The organism is Nitratireductor sp. OM-1 (assembly GCF_003296175.1).
In the GTDB taxonomy this organism is placed as follows: Bacteria; Pseudomonadota; Alphaproteobacteria; order Rhizobiales; family Rhizobiaceae; genus Nitratireductor; species Nitratireductor aquimarinus.
Genome location: NZ_CP029208.1, coordinates 1,639,163 through 1,659,480 on the forward strand (window position 1 = coordinate 1,639,163; position 20,318 = coordinate 1,659,480).

The window sequence follows — 20,318 nt, forward strand, 5'->3', positions numbered from 1 at the left end:
TGCATCATTGTTATGTAGCCCGAGCTGGCGGCGTTTGAGTCGCCGGGGGTGCAGCTAGATTGGGGAGAGGCCCTTATGATGAAGGAATTTCGGGAATTCATTGCGCGCGGCAATGTGATGGACCTTGCGGTCGGTGTGATCATCGGCGGGGCCTTCGGTCTGATCGTCAGGTCGCTCACCGATGACATCATCATGCCGATTGTTGGCGCAATCTTCGGCGGGTTCGATTTTTCGGATTACTTCGTGCCGCTCTCGTCCGCCGTCACGGCGACGACGCTGGAGGCCGCGCGCGAACAGGGCGCGGTGTTTGCCTATGGCAACTTCCTCACCGTGGTCGTGAACTTCCTGATCCTCGCCTGGATCATTTTCCTCATGGTCAAGGGCGTGAATTCGATGCGCCGCAAGGAAGCTGAAAAGCCGGCCGAGCCTGCCGCGCCGCCTGCCGATGTTCAGCTGCTCACGGAAATCCGTGACCTTCTGTCCAAGCAGAAATAGTCAGCTTCCGCTTTCTTCAAGGGAAGCGGTGGCCATCCACGAAAAACGCCGCCGGAAGCAATTCCGGCGGCGTTTTCATTTTCGGATTTTCGGGCTGGGTCAGCCGCCGGACTTCGGCACCAGAAGCGACACCACGCGGTCGGATTTGGCCTGCTGGGGCTGGTCGGCTTCGTTGAAGGGAATGCCGAGCGCTTCCCAGGTTTCCAGAAGCGCGTCGCGCAGCGTGTCGATCAGCGCATCGTCATGGAACGGCGTCGGCGTGATGCGCAGACGCTCCGTGCCGCGCGGCACGGTCGGATAGTTGATCGGCTGGATGTAGATGCCGTGCTTCTCGAGCAGCCGGTCGGTTGCCTGCTTGCACAGTTCCGGGTCACCCACGAGAAGCGGCACGATGTGCGTCTGCGAGGGCATGACCGGCAGGCCGGCCGCCGAGAGCTTGTCCTTGGTCTGCTGCGCCTGGCGCTGCTGCGCGTCGCGCTCGACCGAAGACGCCTTGAGATGGCGGATCGAGGCGGTGGCCGCTGCGGCGATTGCCGGCGGCAGCGCGGTGGTGAAAATGAAGCCGGAAGCGTAGGAGCGCACGGCGTCGATCACGGCGGTGGAGCCGGTGATGTAGCCGCCGATCACGCCAAAGCCCTTGGCGAGCGTGCCCTCGATGATGTCGATGCGGTGGGCAAGGCCGTCACGCTCGGTGATGCCGCCGCCACGCGCGCCATACATGCCAACGGCGTGAACCTCATCGATATAGGTCATGGCGTTGTACTTGTCGGCCAGATCGGCAATCGCCTCGATCGGCGCAATGTCGCCATCCATGGAGTAGACGGATTCGAACACGATCAGCTTGGCGCGTTCCGGGCTGGCTGCCTTGAGCAGGCTTTCCAGATGCTCGACGTCGTTGTGGCGGAAAATCTTCTTCTCTGCGCCCGAGCGGCGCACGCCCTCGATCATCGAGGCATGGTTTAACTCGTCCGAGAGCACCAGGCAGTTCGGCAGCAGGCGGGCGATGGTGGAGATGGACGCTTCGTTGGAGATGAAGCCGGAGGTGAAGACCAGACCGGCCTGCTTGCCATGCAGATCGGCAAGCTCGGCTTCGAGTTCCACCAGCGGATGGTTGTTGCCGGAGATGTTGCGCGTGCCGCCGGCACCCGCGCCCATGGCGCCGGCTGCGTCCTGCATGGCGGAGATCACGCTCTCATGCTGGCCCATGCCCAGATAGTCGTTCGAGCACCACACGGTGATCTCGCGCGCTTCTTCATCAGAGCGCCAGAGCGCGCGCGGAAACGCGCCGACGATCCGCTCGAGATCGGCGAAAACGCGGTAGCGGCGCTCAGCGTGCAGTTGATCGATCGCTTCGGAGAAAAAACGCTGGTAATTCATTGGACCTTCCTGCTGTGCGGCGCGATCATAGTGTCCGACCTTTCCCGCGTCCATTGTGCGTTGCGGGCAAATTGACACGTTTGCCTGCCGTCGCCTTGCGCTCGATCAAATCGCGGTCGAATGCGCGTGATCTCTCAGGATTTACTGCGCGTTAGCGTGCATTTCAATGCGACAGAGTGGTCTTCGCGCGCCCGGCCGAAGCGGGCGCGCCGCCGGGCGGCGCCATCATGTCGGCAATGGTGGCCAGCGCTGCGATCAACTGGTTGCGTCGTTCCTCATCGAGTGCGGCCAGACGATGCGCGAAGGCGTCTCCCATGGGTTCGGGCGCGCGCCGCACCAGCGCCTCGCCCTCGGGCGTGAGCCGCGTGTGCACCACACGGCGGTCATCGCGCGAGCGATAGCGCTCCACCAGATGGCGGCTTTCCAGATTGTCGAGAATGGTGATGACGGTTGCCGGGCTCAGGTCCACATGGGCTGAAAGCACGGTGGTGGTGACCTCGCCAAGGGCGGCGGTGGCCTTCAGGATCACAAGCTGCGCTGCGGTCAGCCCGATCTGCTTGGCGAGCGCCTTGGATTGCACATCGTTTGCGCGAACGATGCGGCGAATGGATTTTTCGACCGCGCGTAACTCTTCATTGCGGAACCAGTCGGCGGCTTTGTCAGTTGTCTTGTCGGAACTCATGCGGACGCCATTCATTTGACATCTAATAATCATAACTATAACTAAAGTGCGCTCCGAAGCAATGACAAACAAAGGATCAGATCTCTATCCATGTGCGGAATCTGCGGAGAACTGCGGCTCGACGGCCGCCCTGCCTCACCTGTCGCTCTTTCGAAAATGATGGACTGCCTGGCCCCGCGCGGCCCTGATGGCGCGGGCGCGGTCGTGCACGGCAACGCCGCCTTCGGGCATCGCCGGCTGAAGATCATCGACCTGTCGGAAAAGGCGCGCCAGCCGATGGAAGACCCGGAGCTGGGGCTCACCATCGCGTTCAATGGCTGCATCTACAATTATCCGGAGCTGCGCGCCGAGCTGGAGGGCAAGGGCTACCGCTTCTTCTCCACCGGCGACACGGAAGTCATCCTCAAGGCCTGGCATGCCTGGGGCGAGGAATGCGTGAACCGGTTTCACGGCATGTTCGCCTTCGTGCTGCGTGAGCGCGACACGGGCCGCGTCGCCATGGCGCGCGACCGGTTCGGCATCAAGCCGCTTTATCTGGCCGAGACGCCGGGCCGCATCCGCTTCGCGTCCACCCTGCCGGCGCTGCTGGCGGCGGGCGATGTCGACACATCCATCGACCGCCATGCGCTGCACAATTACATGACGTTCCACGCTGTGGTGCCGCCGCCGCGCACCATTCTGAACGGCGTGAAGAAGCTCCCGCCCGCGACGATCCGCGTGATCGAGCCGGATGGCAGCCAGCGCGACCGGGTCTACTGGGACCCGCCGTTTGCGCGCGATCCCGAAACGGCAATGCTGTCACCCGACGAATGGCGCGACCGCACGCTGGAGGCGCTGCGCCTTGCCGTCAAACGCCGCATGGTGGCCGATGTGCCGGTCGGCGTCCTTCTGTCGGGCGGTGTCGATTCCAGCCTGATCGTCGGCCTGCTCGCCGAGGCGGGGCAGAAGGATCTGATGTCCTTCTCCGTCGGCTTTGAAGAGGCCAATGGCGAGAAGGGCGACGAGTTCGTCTATTCCGATCTGATCGCGAAAGAATTCGGCACCGATCATCACAAGATCTTCGTGCCGTCAGCCGATCTGATGGACGCGCTCCCCGGCACGTTCGCCGCCATGTCGGAGCCGATGGTCTCCTACGACAATGTGGGCTTCTACCTTCTCTCCAAGGAGATTTCGAAACACATCAAGGTCGTGCAGTCGGGGCAGGGCGCAGACGAGATTTTCGGCGGTTATCACTGGTATCCGCCGCTGATGAACTCAAACGATGTGGTGGGCGATTATGCGAACGTCTTCTTCGACCGCTCGCACGCGGTTCTGAAAGAGCAGCTTTCGCCCGACTGGATCGCCGATACGGATGCAAGCCGCGATCTGGTCGCAGCCCACCTGACGCGGGCCGGCGCAGACACGCCGGTTGATGCCGCGCTGCGGCTCGATTCCACCGTCATGCTGGTCGATGACCCGGTGAAGCGGGTCGACAACATGACCATGGCCTGGGGGCTGGAGGCGCGCGTGCCGTTCCTCGATCACGAACTGGTCGAACTGGCCGCCCGCATTCCGCCGGAGGAAAAGCTCAAACAGGGCGGCAAGGGCGTCTTGAAGGAAGTTGCCCGGCAGGTGGTCCCGCATGAGGTGATCGACCGCAAGAAGGGTTATTTCCCTGTACCACAGCTCAAATATGTCGATGGTCCCTATCTCGACATGGTGCGCGATGCGCTGTCTTCGCAGCCGGCGCGCGAACGCGGACTGTTTCGACAGGACTATCTGGACAGGCTTTACGCCGCGCCCGCCGACCACATCACGCCGCTGCGCGGGTCGGAACTCTGGCAGGTCGGGCTGCTCGAACTCTGGCTGCAAACCCACGGGGTGTGACCGATGGCCAAGAAAGAGGACGTGGCTTTGCGCGCTTCACGCGGGCGCAGCGACAAGGCGCTCGGCTACCGCCTGAAGCGCCTGCGAAGCGAGACCATGAAGCCGACCCACGCGCCGCCGGATGAAGAAGCCGCGCGGCAGGAAAAGCACGTCTCGCTCGAGCTTGGCTGGGGCAGGCTTCTGTTTGCCCAGACGTTTGAGACCAATGATGAGCTGGCCGCCGCCTTGCGCGACGAAGGCCCCGCCCGCCGCGACATCGCCTTCTACATTCGCGACCCGCATGTGCTCCTGTCCATGGCGCCGCAGGAACTTTTCCTCGATCCCTCGCACACCTATCGGCTTGATCTGGCCACCTATCGCCCGAGCCGGCGGCAGCCGCGCGGCTTCTTCATCCGGCGGCTGACATCCGAGGCGGACGCCAACGCCGTCAACGCGATCTATCAGAGCCGGGGCATGGTCACCGTGCGCCCGGACTTTTTCTGGACCAATCGCGACAGCCGCGCCGTCACCTATTTCGTCGCCGAAGATGACCAGACCGGCGACATTCTGGGCACGGTCACGGGCGTTGATCATCGCCGCGTGTTTCAGGATGCCGAGAACGGAACGTCTCTCTGGTGCCTCGCCGTCGATCCGCAGTGCCGGCATGCCGGGGTTGGCGAGATGCTGGTGCGACGGCTGGCGGAGCATTTCGCCGCGCGCGGGGCAAGCTTCATGGACCTGTCCGTGATGCACGACAACGAACAGGCCATCGCGCTTTACGAGAAGCTCGGCTTTCACCGGGTTCCGGTGTTTGCGGTCAAGCGCAAGAACCCGATCAACGAGAAACTGTTCACCCATCCGCCGGAAGAGTTCGACCGGCTCAACCCCTATGCGCGCCTGATCGTGGATGAGGCGCACCGGCGCGGCGTTGCGGTGGATGTGACCGATGCCGAGGGCGGCTTCTTCCGCCTGTCCTTCGGCGGCCGTTCGATCCAGTGTCGCGAGAGCCTTTCGGAGCTCACATCGGCCGTCGCCATGTCGATCTGCGATGACAAGGCGGTCACGCGCCGCGTGGTGGAGCGTGCAGGGCTGACCGTGCCCGAGCAGATGGAGGCGGGCGATGACGACACGGCGCTCGGCGCCTTCATCGCGAAGCATGGCCGCGTGGTGGTAAAGCCGGCCCGTGGCGAGCAGGGCAAGGGCGTTGCCGTCGGTCTTGAAACGCTGGACGAGGCGAAAAACGCCATCCGCGCCGCCCGCGAGATTTCCGACCGGGTTCTGGTCGAAGCCTGTTTCGAGGGCGAGGATCTGCGTCTGGTCGTCATCGATTATCGCCTGGTTGCCGCCGCCGTACGCCGTGCGCCGCGCGTGGTGGGAGACGGGCAGCGGACCATCGAAGAGCTGATCGAGCATCAGTCGCGCCGCCGGGCGGCCGCCACGGGCGGTGAGAGCCGCATCCCCGTCGATGACGAGACGCGCCGCTGCATTGCCGGTCTTGGCTATGCGCTTTCCAGCATCCTGCCCAAGGGCGAGGAAGTGGAGGTGCGCAAGACGGCCAATCTGCACACGGGCGGTTCCATTCACGATGTGACGGAAAACGTGCATCCGGATCTGGTTGAAGCGGCCTGCGCCGCCGCGCGCGCCATTGACATACCCGTTGTCGGCATCGACCTTATGATCAAGTCGCCCGACCAGCCGGACTATGTCTTCATCGAAGCCAATGAACGGCCGGGGCTGGCGAACCATGAACCGCAACCGACCGCCGAGCGCTTCGTCGACCTGCTCTTCCCGCGCTCCGGTGCAAAATCCGCTGAACGTGCGCTGACGCCCAAAGCCTGATCCGTGGCCGACGGCACAAGCTGAAATGACGAGGCCCGCTGAAATGACGAGAACTGCATGTCGCGACTGAAAATCGACGTTTCCTATCTTGTCGCGCAGCTCAAGGCGCTTCTGTCGATTGACAGTCCGACGGGCTACACCGACACCATTGTCCGCCATGTCACGGCAGAGCTGGAGCGGCTTGGCCTCGAACCGGAGCTGACGCGGCGCGGCGCGATCCGCGCGGTGGTGCGCGGCGGCCGGCGTCAGGGCGCGCGCGCCATCATCACCCATCTCGACACGCTCGGCGCGCAGGTCAAATACATCAAGGACAATGGCCGTTTCGAGATGGTGCCCATCGGTCACTGGTCCGCGCGGTTTGCCGAAGGCGCGCGGGCGACGATCTACACCGAGAAGGGCAGCTATCGCGGCACCATCCTGCCGCTCAAGGCTTCGGGCCACACCTATAATGACGGCGTCGACGAGATGCCCGTCGGCTGGGATTACGTGGAGCTGCGCATCGACGCCATGTGCTGGAGCCGCAGCGACGCGCACAATCTTGGCATCGATGTGGGCGACTTCGTCGCCATCGACCCGCAGCCGGAATTCCTGGAAAACGGCTTCATCGTTTCACGCCATCTGGATGACAAGGCGGGCGTCGCCATCGCCCTTGCCGCGCTGGAATCGCTGCTGCGCCACGAGGTGACGCTGCCGGTCGACACGCACTGGCTCTTCACCATCGCGGAAGAGGTGGGGGTGGGCGCGGCGTCCATCGTCACGCCCGAGATTGCCTCCATGGTCACCATCGACAATGGCACCACCGCGCCGGGGCAGAATTCGGCAGAGTTCGGCGTCACCATCGCCATGGCGGACCAGGCAGGGCCGTTCGACTATCACCTGACGAAGAAGATGGTGGATCTGTGCCGCGAGGAAGACATTCGCTACCAGAAGGATGTCTTCCGTTACTACCGCTCCGATTCCGCATCGGCCATCGAGGCCGGGCACGACGTTCGCACGGCGCTGATCGCCTTCGGTGTGGATGCCTCGCACGGCTATGAGCGCATCCATGTGCATGCGCTGCGCTCGGTGGCCGAGCTGGCCACCGCCTATGTGGCAAGTCCGCTGGCAATCGAGCGCGATGTGGAAGAGGTGTCCGACATCGAGGGCTTCACCGAGCAGCCCACCAATGAAGCCGAGATGGCCCGGCGCGCCAACAACCTGCCGAAGCAGGAGTAGGGCGCACCACCGTGCAGGATGGGGCATTGCATTAAGGCGGTGCGTGGTTAGCCCTATGACAGGCTCAGGGGGTCGCCATGAGAGGAGCAATCCCCTCCTGGCGGAGAACCTTGGCCAAAGGCGTAGTGACGGCTTTGGTAGCCAAAGCCCTCCCTCATGGTGAGCTTGTCGAACCACGCACTACGCCGACCCTCACGGGTTGATGCTCTAACCGGCCATGGCCAGCGTCTTGTGGCGGAAGCGGGCCGTGCGCGGATCGAAGTCGTAAGCGCCTGCATGCCGCTGCGCCTCGCGCGCCAGCCGGTCGACGGTCTCGATGATGAAGTCCGCTTTCTCGTCCGTCATCAGATAGCTCAGATTGAGCCGCACCCAGCCCGGCTTTTCCATCTCCTGCCCGTCGCGAATGCTCTGCAAGAGCGCATTCGAGGTGGGCTCGTCGATCTCCAGAAGCTGGTGCGCATAAGGGCCGGCGCAGGCGCAGCCGCCGCGCACCTGAATGCCGTGCAGATCGCTCAGCATGCGGGTGAAAAGCTGGTGGTGCACCGTGCCGTTCTCCGGGCACAGAATGCGGAAGGAGTAGATCGGCAGACGCCGGGCAGCCGGATTGCCGAGCATCTGCAGGCACGGGTTCTTCGACCACACGGCGATTGCGCGCTGATGCAGCTCTTCATGCCGCCGGTCGATGAAGTCCTGTCCAAGCGCTTCCTTGATGATGAGCACGAGGGCCGCGCGGATGTCGCCCAGAACATCGGGTGTGCCGGCTTCTTCGCGCGCTGAAAGCGAGGTCGAGTATTCGTGGCCCCAGGGCGAGACGAAACTCACCGAGCCGCCGCCGGGCATGGAGGGGCAGGCGGTGCGGGCAATGTCGTTGCGCAGGACCAGAAGACCCGATGCGCCCGGTCCGCCGGGGAATTTGTGGGGCGAAAGCACCACTGCATCCTTGGCGCAGTCCGTGCCGGGCTTCATGTCGATTTCCAGATAGGGCGCACCACCGGCATAGTCCCAGATGGCGAGCGCGCCATGGGCCTTCAAAAGCCGGGTCACCGCGTCCGTGTCGGTGGTGATGCCGGTCACGTTGGAGGCGGCGGAAAACGTGCCGACCTTCAGCGCCGCATCGGCATTTGCCTCAAGAGCCGTGGCAAGCGCGCCCAGGTCCGGGCCGCCGGTCGCGGCTTCGGGAATGGCGATGATCTCCGCGCCGCTTTCACGCCAGGGCAGTATGTTGGAGTGATGCTCGTAAGGCCCGGTGAAAACCACGACGCGCGCCCCTGCGGCCACGGCCTCGGAGATCTGCAAAAGCCGCACCAGCCGGTTGATGCCGGCGGTCGCGCCAGCGCCTGAAAAGACGACGCTGGTCTTGTCGTCGGCGTTGACGATCCGGTGAATTTCCGCGCGCGCCGCCTGACGCAGGCGGGTGCAGAAGGAACCGCAATAGGAGGCTTCCGTATGGCTGTTCGCATAATAGGGAAGCACTTCATTACGGATGAAATCCTCCACCTGCGCCAGCGCCCGGCCTGACGCCACATAGTCGGCATAGACCAGCGTCTTCTTGCCGAAAGGACCGTCGATCACGGCATTCTCGCCGATCAGCCCGTCACGCAGATAGGCGTCGAGGTCTGTGCGCTTGAGGTTGTCGGCAAAGGCTTTGAGAAGGTCACTGGGCATGGCGGCGGTCCGGGAAGTTGATCAATGCGCAAAGATCGCACAATGATGAGCGATCATTCCCACACAAAGTGATGGCAAAACTCTCAAAATTGGGTCATATGATCGAATATGAGTGAGAAAATCGATCAGTTTGATAGAAGAATATTACGCGAGCTGCAGCGTGACGCCGGCCTGTCGCAACGCGACCTGGCGGAGAAGGTCGGGCTGTCGCAGAATGCCTGCTGGCGCCGGCTGAAATCGCTGGAGGAGCGCGGCGTCATTCGCGGGCGCACGCTCAATGTCGACCGCAACAGGCTGGGGCTCGGGCTGGTGGTTTTCGTGATGGTCAAGACGCGCCATCACTCGACAACCTGGCTGCAGACCTTCCGCCAGCACGTGTCCAGCATTCCGGAAGTGGTCGACTTCTTTCGCATTGGCGGCGATTACGATTACATGCTGCGAATCGTGACAACGGACATGCAGAGCTTCGATTCCGTCTACCAGCGCCTGATCCAGAAGGTGGAGCTGGAATCGGTCACCTCCTATTTCGCCATGGAGGCCATCGAGGAACGGCGTCCCCTTCCAATCTGATGTGCCTTTGCCAATCTGATAAACATGAGCCGATGGAAAAACGCACAATCTCCTTCGAGCGCATCGCGCTTTATGCGTTCCTCACATCGCTGACCGCGCTCAGCATCGACGCAGTGCTTCCGGCGCTGCGCCTGATCGAGAGCGATCTGCATGTGGAGCCGCCCCTGTCCACGCAGCACATCGTGTCGCTGTTCATCTTCGGCATGGTGTTTGGCGAACTCGTGATCGGCCCCATTGCCGACGCCATCGGCCGCAAGCGGGCGCTGGTCGGCGGGCTCGCGCTCTACATGGCCGGAACCGTGGTGGCGATGCTCTCCACCTCGGTGGAAATGATCGTGCTCGGCCGCATCCTGCAGGGCATCGGCGTCGCCGGCCCCAAGATCGCGACGCGCGCGCTGGTCCGCGACCAGTTCGAGGGGGAGGCCATGGCGCGGATCATGTCCTTCATGTTCGTGCTGTTCATTCTGGTGCCGATGATCGCGCCCGCCATGGGGCAGGCGGTGCTGGCGTTCGCCGGCTGGCGGGCCATCTTCGCGGTCTATCTGGCGCTCTCGATCCTGCTCTGCATCTGGCTTGTCATGCGCCAGCCCGAGACGCTGGCCCCGCAAAACCGCATCCGCTTTCACCCGGTCACGCTCCTGCAAAACGGTTCGCGCGTTCTGCGCAACCGGCGCGTTTCGCTTCTGATCGTGTCCACGGGCTTCGTGTTCGGCGCGCATCTGCAATATCTGAGCACTGCAGCCGATATCTTCTTCGATGTATACGGGATCGACAGTCTGTTCCCGGCCTATTTTGCAGCCTTCGCCGCCAGCATCGGTCTGGCCTCCATGGTCAACGCACAGGTGGTGCGTCGCTTCGGCATGCAGGCCATGTGCGAATATGCGCTTTGCGGTCTCGTGGCGTTCGGGCTTTGCCTGCTTGGCCTGTCCCTTGTGTGGGAAGGGCAGCCGCCACTGCCCGCCTTCATGGCGCTGGGCTTTGCCATCTTCTTCTGCATCGGATTTCTGTTTGGCAATCTGAATGCCATGGCGATGCAGTCTCTGGGCCAGTTGGCCGGGCTCGGCGCATCGCTGATCGCATCGGGATCGAGCCTTGTGGCGGTGGTCTTCGCCGTGGCCTTCGGCGCGTTCTACAACGAAACGACCATTCCGCTTGCATCAGGCTTTCTCGTCACGGGCATTGTGGGCCTGATGCTGGTCCGGCTCGCCGCGCGGGCGAGCCGGGAACCGGTGATACCGGTCAAGCGCGGGGCCTGATCAGCCGGCTGCCGCGACGACGATGATCTCGACCGTGTATTCGGGCGTTGCCAGTGCGGACTCGCCGCAGGCGCGGGCCGGTGCGTGGCCGGGAGCAACCCATGCGTCCCACACGTCGTTCATCTCGGCAAAGTCGTTCATCGAAGCGAGCCAGATGGTCGCCTGCAGGATGCGCGACTTGTCGGAGCCGTTCTGCTCGAGAAGGGCGTCGATCTTGGCCAGAATGTCCTTGGTCTGCGTGGCGACGCTTGCGCCCGGCGTGCCGACCTGGCCAGCCAGGTAGATGGTGCCGTTGTGAACGACGGCCTGGCTCATGCGGGTGCCGGTGTCGACGCGTTTGATATCGGACATGTTTTTTCCTTTCAGGTCTTGATGAGGCGGTGTGGCGCAAGTGCCTGCACCACGGTTTCAGCGAGGCCGGACTTGCGACCGGCGCACAGGTCGGCTGCGAGCGCGGAAAGGGCAGGCGAGGTCTGTACGCCATAGCCGCCCTGGCCGGCCAGCCAGAAAAAGCCCTCCGCATCCGGCGCGAAGCCGACAGCGGGGGTGCGATCGGGGAAGAAGCTGCGCAGGCCCGCCCAGCTCCGTTCAATGCGTGTCACAGGCACGGTGACGGCCTGTTCAAAACGATGCAGGCCCTCGGCCAGCACCATGTCGTCGGGCCAGGCGTCGAAAGGCTCTGACGGATCTTCGTCAGCCGGCGAAACCATCAGCTTGCCTGCATCGGGCTTGGCGTACCAGCCTTCGCCCGCACAGGCGAAAAGCGGCCAGCGCGTGACGTCGTGCCCCTCGGGTGCGGGCAGGATCACGGCCGAGCGGCGCATCGGCGTCAGGCCGAGCGGCTGCACACCGGCAAGCTTCGCGACCTCGTCAGCCCATGCGCCTGCGGCGTTGACGATGATGGGTGCGGAGAACGAGCCCTGCGGGGTTTCAAGCGTCCACACGCCATCCGCACGCGAAATGGCGGTGACGGGGGCTTTGTTGACGATGCGGCCACCCTGATGGCGCAGCATCTTCGCAAAGCCCTGCAGCAGACGGTCGACATCGATGTCCTGCGCGCCTTCCTCAATCGCCGCCGCCACGATGTTTTCGCGGCGCAGAATGGGCACACGCGCAACCGCAGCGTCCGCGTCGAGCCGCTCCATGCCCGTCGCGCCTTCGAGGATCTTGTCGAGCGCGCCGACATGTTCCTCGGTCGCCACATAAAGCAGGCCGCGCGGGGTGAGCAGGCTTTCGTCAGAAATGCCTTCCGGCTCCTTGAACACCGGTTCGGCAGCCGCATTGAGGGCGCGCAGGGTGTCGTTGCCGTAATTGCGGATGTAGATCGCAGCCGAACGGCCGGTGGCGTGATAACCGATGGCCTCTTCCGTCTCCAGAACGGTCACGCTGGCGTCCGCAGCCATGCGCGCGCCCGCGCCGATGCCTGCAATGCCACCGCCGATGACGATGATGTCGGATGTCTCGCTCATGCTTCCCCTCAAGCTGTTTTGCCGCCGCTCGCGACGTCCGAATGTGCCTGTGCCTCTAGGGCCAGGACCCATCAATATGGCCGCAATGGTCGGCCTGATTTGTGCGGATACGCGAAGCAAGACCGCAGGAAGACTTCACGTCTTTCAAGGTCTTGCGACAAAGTAGCCGTGCAAATCAGGCCGATCCGAAGGACGCTCGATAGACCCGCGAGCTGCTGCGTCAAACCCCTTGACCGGGGGAAGCCCCCGCTCTGCGGGTTTTTCCTAGCATCTCTTGGTCTATCGAACGCCATTGCGGCCATATTGATGGGTCCTGACCCTACGGACACATGATTGCCCCGTGCGTCTGAGGGCGCGGGGAGATTTTGTCAACTCAAACGCTGCCGGTTGGGCGATTTAGCGACGGCACACAGATAACGGGCATGAAGCGAAAGCAATAGGCTCAACGCGGTCGGCGCATTATGGCACTGCGCCGGCGCGGCCCATCTCTCACACAAACCGGGTGGGGAAGAACGCCGTTCCCCCCGTGCTGCGGGGACTGGTCTCGAAGCCGGCTTTGTGTGATCATTTAACGGGGAGAATGGGAGAACCTCAACAAGATGCGTAAAGCACAGGCTTCGCCTGACTGGCGGTGTGCAGGGCGGAGTGCGGGTTAGTGGAAACACCGCAATCGCCTGCCTTACGATCCTATCATTCATGGATCGCCAATGAGACGCTGGAGGACTATTCGCTGCGCTATGCGGCGCGGTCGTTCCGGCGCTGGTCTCCATTCGTCATCGCCAACACCGCGCTCGGCGGCATCTCGTTTCTGGCTCTGGAGGCCATCGGCGGGGCGATCACGCTCAGCTACGGGTTCGCCAATGCGTTTCCCGCCGTTCTGATCACCTGCCTGTTCGTCTTCGTGACGAACCTGCCCATCGCCTATTATTCGAGCCGCTACAACATCGACATGGATCTGCTCACGCGCGGGGCGGGGTTCGGCTATATCGGCTCCACCATCACGTCGCTGATCTATGCGACCTTCACCTTCATCTTTTTCGCGCTCGAAGGCGCGATCATGGCGCAGGCGCTGAAGCTGTTCGCGGATGTGCCGCTGGTGCTGGGCTACATCATCTCATCGCTCGTTATCATCCCGATCACCTTCATGGGCGTGACGATGATCAGCAAGTTGCAGATGGTCACCCAGCCCATCTGGATCGCCATGCTGCTTGCGCCTTTCATCTACATTGCGGTCGGCCATCCCGAAACGCTCGATCAGTGGATGGCGTTTGCCGGCAGCGAAACGCCGGATGGCAGGTTCGATGTGCTCGCCTTCGGTTCGGCCATCGGTGTCCTGTTCGCGCTCTCCATCCAGATCGGCGAGCAGGTGGATTATCTGCGCTTCCTGCCCGACAAGACGCGCGAAAACCGCTGGCGCTGGTGGGCGGCGGTCATCTCCGCCGGTCCCGGCTGGATCGTGGTCGGCGGTTTCAAGATCCTGTGCGGCAGTCTTCTGGCGGTGCTTGCGGTCTCGGCCGGCCTCTCGCCATCGACGGCGCTCGAACCGATCCACATGTATATCAAGGCCTATGAATATGTGAGCGACGACCCGCGCACCGTGCTGGCGCTGGCGGCGATCTTTGTTCTCATTTCGCAGGTCAAGATCAATGTGACGAACGCCTATGCGGGCTCGCTCGCCTGGTCCAATTTCTTCTCGCGCGTCACCCATTATCACCCCGGCCGCGTGGTCTGGCTGATCTTCAACATTCTGATCTCGCTGCTTCTGATGCTGCTCGGCATCTTCCAGACGCTTGAGCTGGTGCTGGCGGTCTATTCGGTCATCGCCGCCGCCTGGATCGGCTCCATCTTCGCCGATCTCGCCATCTTGAAGCCGATGGGCGTCAGCCCGCCCTTCACCGAGTTCAAGCGCGCCTATCTTTACGATTTCAATCCGGTCGGCTGCGGGTCGATGGCGTTTGCCTCGCTGTTCGCGATCATCTGCTTCATGGGCAGTTTCGGTGATCTGGCGGAAGCCTATGCCGCCCCCATCGCCTTCTTCACCGCGCTTTCAAGCGCGGTGCTGATCGGCGTGGCGACACGCGGCCGCTATTATCTCGCCCGCCCGCGCGTGCCGCTTGCCGAGCCGGACAAGCCGGTGGTGCGCTGCGAAATCTGCGAACTGGAATATGAGCGGCCCGACATGGTGCACTGCACTTTCTACCGGCGTCCGATCTGCTCGCTCTGCTGCAGTCTCGATTCCCACTGCCACGATGCCTGCAAGGTTCCCGGCGCAAATCTGGAAGCGCCGCATTATCTGGGCCGCGCCCTGCGCAGCAAGATCGCGCCACGCATGACGCAGCGCCTGCTCAAGGTGAGCGGCGTTCTGTTCTCGCTGGCGGTGATGACGGCTGCCGTCTTTCTGCTGACCTACCGCTTGATCGAGCCGACCGCGCTTCAGCCGCATGTGGAAAGCGGCGCGCTTCTCCTGCGGGTGTTTCTGGCGCTCCTGCCGCTGCTCGCCATCGGCGCGTGGTGGATCGTTCTTTCGCACGAAAGCCGCGAGCTTGCGGAGCGCGATCTGGTGACATCGCTTGAAAAGCTTCGGCAGGCGCAGCAGGAGCTCGCCTCCAATGAGCGTCTGGCGGCAATCGGTCAGATCACCGCCACGGTCAGCCATGAGCTGCGCAATCCGCTGGGCACCATGGTCACCTCTGCCGATATTCTGCGCCGCTCGCTCAAGAACGCGGATGAGCCCGTCACCGGCGAATTGCAGCGCCTGCAACGCAATGCCTGGCGCTGCGTGCGCATCATCGAGGATCTTCTGGATTTCTCGCGCAAGCACGCGCCCGTCATGTCGCCCGTCGCCATCGACCGCTGGGTCAAGCAGCAATTGAGCGAAGAGGATCAGGAGATCGCGCATCTCATCACGCTCAAGCTTGATGCCGGGTGCGACGTGCTTGCCGATGCAGAGCGTCTGCGGCAGGCCTTCTCCAATGTTCTGCAGAATGCGGCGCAGGCCTGCGAGGAACGCGGGAAGCAAAGCGGTCAGATCATCATCTCCACGCAGCGCCTGCGCGACCGCGTCTACCTGTCGGTGTCCGATAATGGCGGCGGCATGTCTCAGGATGTGGCCGAGCGCGTGTTCGAGCCGCTGTTCAGCACCAAGGCGTTTGGCGTCGGGCTCGGCATGCCGCTCGTCAAGCGCATCATGGAGCAGCATGGCGGCGATGTGCTCATCGAAAGCCAGAAGGGTGCCGGCACCACCGTATCGCTCGTTCTGCCCTGTGCGGGAGTGCGCAAGGCATGACTGATCGTGAACTCGACCTCCCCGCAGAAGTCATCGGCGAACATCCGTTGCGTGAAACCACACCGGCGGAAGACCATTGCGTGCTTATCGTCGACGATGACGAGGATTTCGCCGCAAGCCTGTCGGGCCTCCTGAAACTCGAAGGCTACAGGATCGTGGTTGCCCACGATCCGCAGGCAGCACTCGCCTTCCTCGAAGAAGCGCGGATCGCGGTCGCCCTGGTCGATGTGCGGCTCGGCACCGGCAATGGCGTCGATCTGGTGCGCCAGATCCGCCAGCGCGAACCGGACGTGGTGTGCGTGATGGTCACCGCCTACGCTTCCATCGACACTGCCGTCGAGGCGTTGCAGGCCGGCGCCTATGACTATCTCTGCAAGCCGTTTCACAGCGAAGACCTGCTTGCCACGCTCGCCCGCTGCTTCGAGCGCATCCGGCTTCTGGAAGAAAAGCGGCTGGCCGCCGAGCGGCTCGGGCAGAAGCAGCGCATGGAGGCGATGGGCCAGCTCACCAGTGGCATTGCGCATGACTTCAACAACATACTCGCCGTTCTCCTGAGCAATCTGCGCTGGCTGGAGGAGCGGCTGGCCGACCAGCCGGAACTGGCCGAACTGGTCACCGATGCGCTCGAGGCCACCAGGTCGGGTTCCGAACTCACCGACCGCCTGCTGCGCTTTGGCCGCCAGCGCGCGAAAGACATTGCCGTGGTGCAGCTTGGCGAGGCGCTTCCGCCCCTGATGCGGGTTCTGGGGCGCACGCTGGGGGATACGGTGTCCGTTTCGCTCAATGTCGCAGACGGGTTGAACAGCGTGCTCATTCCCGCCGGTCAGCTGGAGCCGAGCCTCGTCAATCTGGCGCTCAATGCGCGCGATGCGATGCCGGGCGGCGGGAGCCTGCATTTCGACGCGTCGAATGTGATCGTTCGCCCGGAGGATGCGCGCGTCGCTTCGGGGCTGTTACCGGGGCGCTATGTGCTCCTGTCGGTGCGCGATACCGGTCATGGCATGCCGGTGGCGGTGCGCCGCCGCGCGCTCCAGCCCATGTTCACCACCAAGCCGCCGGGGCAGGGCAGCGGTCTTGGCCTGTCGATGGTGGATGGCTTCGTGCGGCAGGCCGGTGGCCGTCTCGGCATTCTCAGCACGCCGGGCAAGGGCACCAGCGTCAATCTGTATTTGCCGGCGCATTATTCCTCGGACTGAGGCGCGAACATGTAACCGACACCGCGAATGGTCTTGATAAACTGGGTGTCGCGGGCATTGTCGCGCAGCTTGCGGCGGATCTTGCCGATCATCACGTCGATGCTGCGGTCATAGGGGTTCCAGTTGCGGTTGGCGACGATGTCGAGGATCTGCTCGCGCGAAAGAACACGCCCGCGCCGCTCCACCAGCGCCGCCAGAAGCTGGAATTCCTGGCTCGTCAAACGCACCGATTCTCCCCGGGGTGAGGAAAGCTGATGCCGTGCGGGATCAAGTTGCCAGCCGGCAAAGCACATGATCGGCGAGCGGCTTTTCTCCTGCGGTTCCGGCATGCTGATGCGCTTGGCGAAGCGGCGCATGACGGTGCGGATGCGGGCCAGAAGCTCGCGCGGCTCGAACGGCTTGGTCACGTAATCGTCCGCCCCCAGCTCCAGGCAGACCACCTTGTCGATCGTGTTGTTCTTGCCTGAAAGCATGATCAGCGGCAGGTCGTGCTGGGCGCGCAGGCCACGCGCCAGCGAGACACCGTCTTCGCCGACCGGGAAGGTCAGATCGAGAATGACGAGATCGAAGTCCTCATCCGCCATTGCGCGGCGCATGGAGCGGCCATCCTCGGCGCTGGTCACGGCATAGCCTTCGCTCGTGAGGAAACGCTGAAGAAAGCGCCGAAGACGCTGATCATCATCGACAATTAGAACGCGATGTTTTTCGTCCGTGATCCCCATGGCTCATACGATAGTCGCAAACGGTTGCATCGGTCGAGAAGGGAGTTTGCTCCGGTCTTTTGGAAAATGCGCGTTTTGTATCCGGCCAAAGGTAACCGGGGCGGGCAAGGCGCTGGCGGCTCTGGATGCGCTCACGGCAAATGACTGAAATTCAGAGCTTATTTCAGGCTGTTCAAGCGAAAACGAATTCTCCGGAATGTCCCCGGGCGGTTACAAAAAATTACAAAGCGGGCGTTCTCCAGAGCCAATCGGCTTACAGTCCAGACCTAATCTTCTCCGGCACGGTTTCGTCCGGTCGCATCTTGCGGGCGGGCGCAAAAATGACGGGGGGCTCGACACTGGAACCTCCGACTGGCCGTTCAAGAGGAGGAGACCTATGCCTAAAACAGTGTTTTCAGTCGATCTCAACAAGGCGCCCGAGGATCAAGCGATCAAGACGCACAATCGCTGGCATCCCGATATTCCGATGGTTGAGACCTTCAAGCGCGGTGAGGTGTTCCGCGTCGAGTGCTACGATTGGACCGGTGGTCAGATCGGCAACAATGACAGCGCCAACGACGTGCGCGATGTCGACCTGACCCGCGTTCACTATCTGAGCGGTCCGTTCGGTTTCGAGGGCGCAGAGCCAGGAGATCTGCTGGTCGTCGACATTCTCGATATCGGCGCAATGCCTGAATCCGAATGGGGCTTCAACGGCCTGTTCGCCAAGGAAAATGGCGGCGGCTTCCTGACGGAGCACTATCCGAACGCAACCAAGTCGTGCTGGGATTTCCAGGGCATCTACACGACCTCGCGCCACATTCCGGGCGTGCGCTATCCGGGCATCATTCACCCGGGCCTGATCGGCTGTCTGCCCGATCATGCGCTTCTGGCCGAAGCAAACCGCCGTGAGGAAGAGCTGGTTTCGACCGACCCGAACAGGGTGCCGCCGCTGGCCGCACTGCCTTATTCCGACACGGCGCTCATGGGCCAGATGTCGGGTGATGCAGCACGCAAGGCGGCGGAAGAAGCGTGGCGCACCGTGCCGCCGCGCGAACATGGCGGCAATTGCGACATCAAGAACCTGTCGCGTGGCTCCAAGGTCTATTTCCCTGTCTATGTGAAGGGTGGCGGTCTCTCCATGGGCGACATCCACTTCTCGCAGGGCGATGGCGAAATCACCTTCTGCGGCGCTATCGAAATGGCCGGCTGGATCGACATCAGCGTCGATGTCATCAAGGGCGGCATGGCGAAATACGGTGTCGTCAACCCGATCTTCAAGCCTAGCCCGATTGATCCGCATTTCGACGATTACCTGATCTTCGAGGGCATCTCGGTCGATGAGCACACGGGCGAACAGTATTATCTGGACGCGCATGTGGCCTATCGCCGGGCCTGTCTCAACGCGATCGAGTATCTGAAGAAGTTCGGTTACACGGGCGAGCAGGCCTACAGTATCCTCGGCACAGCGCCGGTGGAGGGCCGAATAGCCGGCATTGTGGACATACCGAATGTGTGCGCCACGCTGGCCATTCCGACAGCGATTTTCGATTTCGACATCAATCCAAATTCGACCGGGCCGACCAAACAGGTCTCCGGCGTGGATGTCGCGCGAACAAGCTGAGTGGCTTGGAGCATCGGGCCGGGAGGCGCAGACCACCTCCCGGTTGTTCCGGTGCTCCGTCGGGCCGTTTTCAAAAGAAACGAGTGGGACAGCCGGGGTGGGACCCGGCTGAACCCGCCTTTCGGGAGGAAGAGCTGCCATGCTGCTCGGGTTTGCCTTGCTTTACGTCGGCGCCGTCCTGTTTCTCAATGGGCTGTGGCTGATGGGAAAGATCGACGACAAGGAAATTGTCGTCATCAATGTGGTGTCCGGCTTCGTCACGCTCTGCGTCGCGCTGGCTTCGGCATTCGGCGCTGCGGCGGATGCCGCGTCGGTCAAGTCTGCGGCGCTGACGCTGCTGTTCACCACCACCTATCTCTGGGTCGCCTACAACCGCGTGGTCGCGGTCGATGGCCGCGGGCTCGGCTGGTTCAGCCTGTTCGTGGCGATCACCGTCGTGCCCATCGCGATTGAAGGACTGGCCGGCGCGCAGACCTTCACCGACACCTGGCTCGGCCTCAACTGGGCCATCTGGGCGGTGCTCTGGTTCATGTATTTCCTGCTGCTTGCCCTCAAGCGTCCGATCCTGCAGGCCACTGCGGTCGTCACGCTCCTCACGGGCATCATCACCGGCTGGCTGCCGGGGTTCCTGCTGCTTCAGGGAATGCTCTGAGCTTTTTCGTGCGGCGGCGTCAGGCCGCCGCACCATGCGAGACAGAATTTTCGGAGACCAACATGCCGCTTTACAATTATGTTTGCGAAGATTGCGGACCTTTCGACGAGTGGACGTCCATGGCTGATGCAGGCAATGCATGCGCCTGCCCGAGTTGCCAGACGCCGAGCAGTCGCGATGTGGCCGCGCCAAGCCTCAGCCTCATGAACGGCACGCTCCGGCGCGCGCTGGCGCGCTCGGAAAAAAGCGGCAGCGAGCCGCGCGTGGTCAAGAAGGAACATCTGGCCGGTTGCGGCTGTTCGCTGTGCAATATCGGCAAGAAGGGCCCGCCTTCTCCGCGCAAGAAATGGATGATCGGCCACTGCTGAGTTCGCGCTCGCGACACAGGCTTTCAGGCCGATTCTGGGTGCTTTTCAGGCAGACGGCGCCCCCGCATTCCGGGGGCG

At 62.9% G+C, this 20,318-nt stretch carries 17 protein-coding genes; 11 read left to right on the forward strand and 6 right to left on the reverse strand.

The annotated features are described in order from the left end of the window. Positions 1-75: 75 nt before the first annotated feature. On the forward strand, positions 76-495 hold the full coding sequence (gene mscL / locus DEJ54_RS07805; RefSeq protein WP_113154074.1) for a large conductance mechanosensitive channel protein MscL: 420 nt from the start codon (positions 76-78) through the stop codon (positions 493-495). Between the two features lie 99 nt (positions 496-594). Here the strand turns inward: mscL and hemA are convergent, their stop codons facing one another. Further along, positions 595-1,872 (reverse strand): 5-aminolevulinate synthase, encoded by a 1,278-nt coding sequence (gene hemA / locus DEJ54_RS07810; RefSeq protein ID WP_113156151.1) that lies wholly within the window; start codon positions 1,870-1,872, stop codon positions 595-597. Between the two features lie 163 nt (positions 1,873-2,035). Then, positions 2,036-2,554 carry a MarR family winged helix-turn-helix transcriptional regulator gene (locus tag DEJ54_RS07815; protein ID WP_113156152.1) on the reverse strand — a complete coding sequence of 173 codons (519 nt, stop codon included), beginning with the start codon at positions 2,552-2,554 and terminating at the stop codon, positions 2,036-2,038. 90 nt (positions 2,555-2,644) lie between these two features. Here DEJ54_RS07815 and DEJ54_RS07820 point away from each other — a divergent pair, with 90 nt between their 5' ends. The 3 genes from DEJ54_RS07820 to DEJ54_RS07830 are packed head-to-tail and all read left to right on the forward strand — an operon-like array spanning position 2,645 to position 7,453. After that, on the forward strand, positions 2,645-4,420 hold the full coding sequence (locus tag DEJ54_RS07820; protein WP_113154075.1) for an N-acetylglutaminylglutamine amidotransferase: 1,776 nt from the start codon (positions 2,645-2,647) through the stop codon (positions 4,418-4,420). A gap of 3 nt (positions 4,421-4,423) precedes the next feature. Then, positions 4,424-6,238, forward strand: a complete 1,815-nt coding sequence (ngg, locus tag DEJ54_RS07825) for an N-acetylglutaminylglutamine synthetase (RefSeq protein ID WP_113154076.1) — start codon at positions 4,424-4,426, stop codon at positions 6,236-6,238. A 57-nt stretch (positions 6,239-6,295) separates the two neighbouring features. Next, on the forward strand, positions 6,296-7,453 hold the full coding sequence (locus DEJ54_RS07830) for an osmoprotectant NAGGN system M42 family peptidase (protein WP_113154077.1): 1,158 nt from the start codon (positions 6,296-6,298) through the stop codon (positions 7,451-7,453). A gap of 207 nt (positions 7,454-7,660) precedes the next feature. On the opposite strand, the gene DEJ54_RS07835 is transcribed toward DEJ54_RS07830, so the two are convergent. After that, positions 7,661-9,118, reverse strand: a complete 1,458-nt coding sequence (locus DEJ54_RS07835) for an aminotransferase class V-fold PLP-dependent enzyme (RefSeq protein WP_113154078.1) — start codon at positions 9,116-9,118, stop codon at positions 7,661-7,663. A 108-nt stretch (positions 9,119-9,226) separates the two neighbouring features. Between DEJ54_RS07835 and DEJ54_RS07840 the strand changes: the two genes are divergently transcribed. Then, the gene (locus tag DEJ54_RS07840; RefSeq protein ID WP_113154079.1) at positions 9,227-9,688 is read left to right on the forward strand and encodes an Lrp/AsnC family transcriptional regulator; all 462 of its coding nucleotides are present in this window, start codon (positions 9,227-9,229) and stop codon (positions 9,686-9,688) included. Between the two features lie 32 nt (positions 9,689-9,720). Then, a complete protein-coding gene (locus DEJ54_RS07845) occupies positions 9,721-10,944 on the forward strand; it encodes a multidrug effflux MFS transporter (protein WP_113154080.1) in 1,224 nt (407 codons plus the stop codon). Here DEJ54_RS07845 and DEJ54_RS07850 read toward each other — a convergent pair whose 3' ends face one another. Both DEJ54_RS07850 and DEJ54_RS07855 read right to left on the reverse strand, forming a co-directional pair. Continuing rightward, positions 10,945-11,295: a RidA family protein gene (locus DEJ54_RS07850; protein WP_113154081.1), complete on the reverse strand. Its 351-nt coding sequence runs from the start codon at positions 11,293-11,295 to the stop codon at positions 10,945-10,947. It lies immediately after the preceding gene. Positions 11,296-11,306: 11 nt separating this feature from the next. Continuing rightward, entirely contained in the window at positions 11,307-12,413 is a 1,107-nt protein-coding gene (locus DEJ54_RS07855) for an FAD-binding oxidoreductase (protein WP_113154082.1), read from the reverse strand. Positions 12,414-13,068: 655 nt separating this feature from the next. Between DEJ54_RS07855 and DEJ54_RS07860 the strand changes: the two genes are divergently transcribed. Continuing rightward, positions 13,069-15,699 (forward strand): ATP-binding protein, encoded by a 2,631-nt coding sequence (locus DEJ54_RS07860; protein WP_113154083.1) that lies wholly within the window; start codon positions 13,069-13,071, stop codon positions 15,697-15,699. Then, positions 15,696-16,895, forward strand: a complete 1,200-nt coding sequence (locus tag DEJ54_RS07865) for a sensor histidine kinase (RefSeq protein WP_113154084.1) — start codon at positions 15,696-15,698, stop codon at positions 16,893-16,895. The genes DEJ54_RS07860 and DEJ54_RS07865 overlap by 4 nt, the downstream gene beginning before the upstream one ends. Here the strand turns inward: DEJ54_RS07865 and DEJ54_RS07870 are convergent. After that, positions 16,880-17,617 carry a response regulator gene (locus DEJ54_RS07870; protein ID WP_113154085.1) on the reverse strand — a complete coding sequence of 246 codons (738 nt, stop codon included), beginning with the start codon at positions 17,615-17,617 and terminating at the stop codon, positions 16,880-16,882. The two genes, DEJ54_RS07865 and DEJ54_RS07870, sit on opposite strands and share 16 nt — an antisense overlap. 376 nt (positions 17,618-17,993) lie before the next feature. Here DEJ54_RS07870 and fmdA point away from each other — a divergent pair, with 376 nt between their 5' ends. From fmdA to DEJ54_RS07885, 3 genes are all read left to right on the forward strand, one after another. Next, positions 17,994-19,220 carry a formamidase gene (gene fmdA, locus DEJ54_RS07875; protein ID WP_007007629.1) on the forward strand — a complete coding sequence of 409 codons (1,227 nt, stop codon included), beginning with the start codon at positions 17,994-17,996 and terminating at the stop codon, positions 19,218-19,220. A 139-nt stretch (positions 19,221-19,359) separates the two neighbouring features. Then, complete coding sequence (locus DEJ54_RS07880) at positions 19,360-19,872, forward strand: AmiS/UreI family transporter (RefSeq protein WP_113154086.1); 513 nt, start codon at positions 19,360-19,362, stop codon at positions 19,870-19,872. Between the two features lie 62 nt (positions 19,873-19,934). Beyond that, positions 19,935-20,240: an FmdB family zinc ribbon protein gene (locus DEJ54_RS07885; RefSeq protein ID WP_007007627.1), complete on the forward strand. Its 306-nt coding sequence runs from the start codon at positions 19,935-19,937 to the stop codon at positions 20,238-20,240. The last annotated feature ends 78 nt before the right edge of the window (positions 20,241-20,318 follow it).

Coding starts and splice junctions, on each gene's coding strand:
- mscL (WP_113154074.1), top strand. CDS start 76: ATGATGAAGGAATTTCGGGAATTCATTGCGCGCGGCAATGTGATGGAC.
- DEJ54_RS07835 (WP_113154078.1), bottom strand. CDS start 9,118: ATGCCCAGTGACCTTCTCAAAGCCTTTGCCGACAACCTCAAGCGCACA.
- DEJ54_RS07865 (WP_113154084.1), top strand. CDS start 15,696: ATGACTGATCGTGAACTCGACCTCCCCGCAGAAGTCATCGGCGAACAT.
- hemA (WP_113156151.1), bottom strand. CDS start 1,872: ATGAATTACCAGCGTTTTTTCTCCGAAGCGATCGATCAACTGCACGCT.
- DEJ54_RS07845 (WP_113154080.1), top strand. CDS start 9,721: ATGGAAAAACGCACAATCTCCTTCGAGCGCATCGCGCTTTATGCGTTC.
- DEJ54_RS07870 (WP_113154085.1), bottom strand. CDS start 17,617: ATGGGGATCACGGACGAAAAACATCGCGTTCTAATTGTCGATGATGAT.
- ngg (WP_113154076.1), top strand. CDS start 4,424: ATGGCCAAGAAAGAGGACGTGGCTTTGCGCGCTTCACGCGGGCGCAGC.
- fmdA (WP_007007629.1), top strand. CDS start 17,994: ATGCCTAAAACAGTGTTTTCAGTCGATCTCAACAAGGCGCCCGAGGAT.
- DEJ54_RS07850 (WP_113154081.1), bottom strand. CDS start 11,295: ATGTCCGATATCAAACGCGTCGACACCGGCACCCGCATGAGCCAGGCC.
- DEJ54_RS07840 (WP_113154079.1), top strand. CDS start 9,227: ATGAGTGAGAAAATCGATCAGTTTGATAGAAGAATATTACGCGAGCTG.
- DEJ54_RS07855 (WP_113154082.1), bottom strand. CDS start 12,413: ATGAGCGAGACATCCGACATCATCGTCATCGGCGGTGGCATTGCAGGC.
- DEJ54_RS07820 (WP_113154075.1), top strand. CDS start 2,645: ATGTGCGGAATCTGCGGAGAACTGCGGCTCGACGGCCGCCCTGCCTCA.
- DEJ54_RS07880 (WP_113154086.1), top strand. CDS start 19,360: ATGCTGCTCGGGTTTGCCTTGCTTTACGTCGGCGCCGTCCTGTTTCTC.
- DEJ54_RS07830 (WP_113154077.1), top strand. CDS start 6,296: ATGTCGCGACTGAAAATCGACGTTTCCTATCTTGTCGCGCAGCTCAAG.
- DEJ54_RS07815 (WP_113156152.1), bottom strand. CDS start 2,554: ATGAGTTCCGACAAGACAACTGACAAAGCCGCCGACTGGTTCCGCAAT.
- DEJ54_RS07885 (WP_007007627.1), top strand. CDS start 19,935: ATGCCGCTTTACAATTATGTTTGCGAAGATTGCGGACCTTTCGACGAG.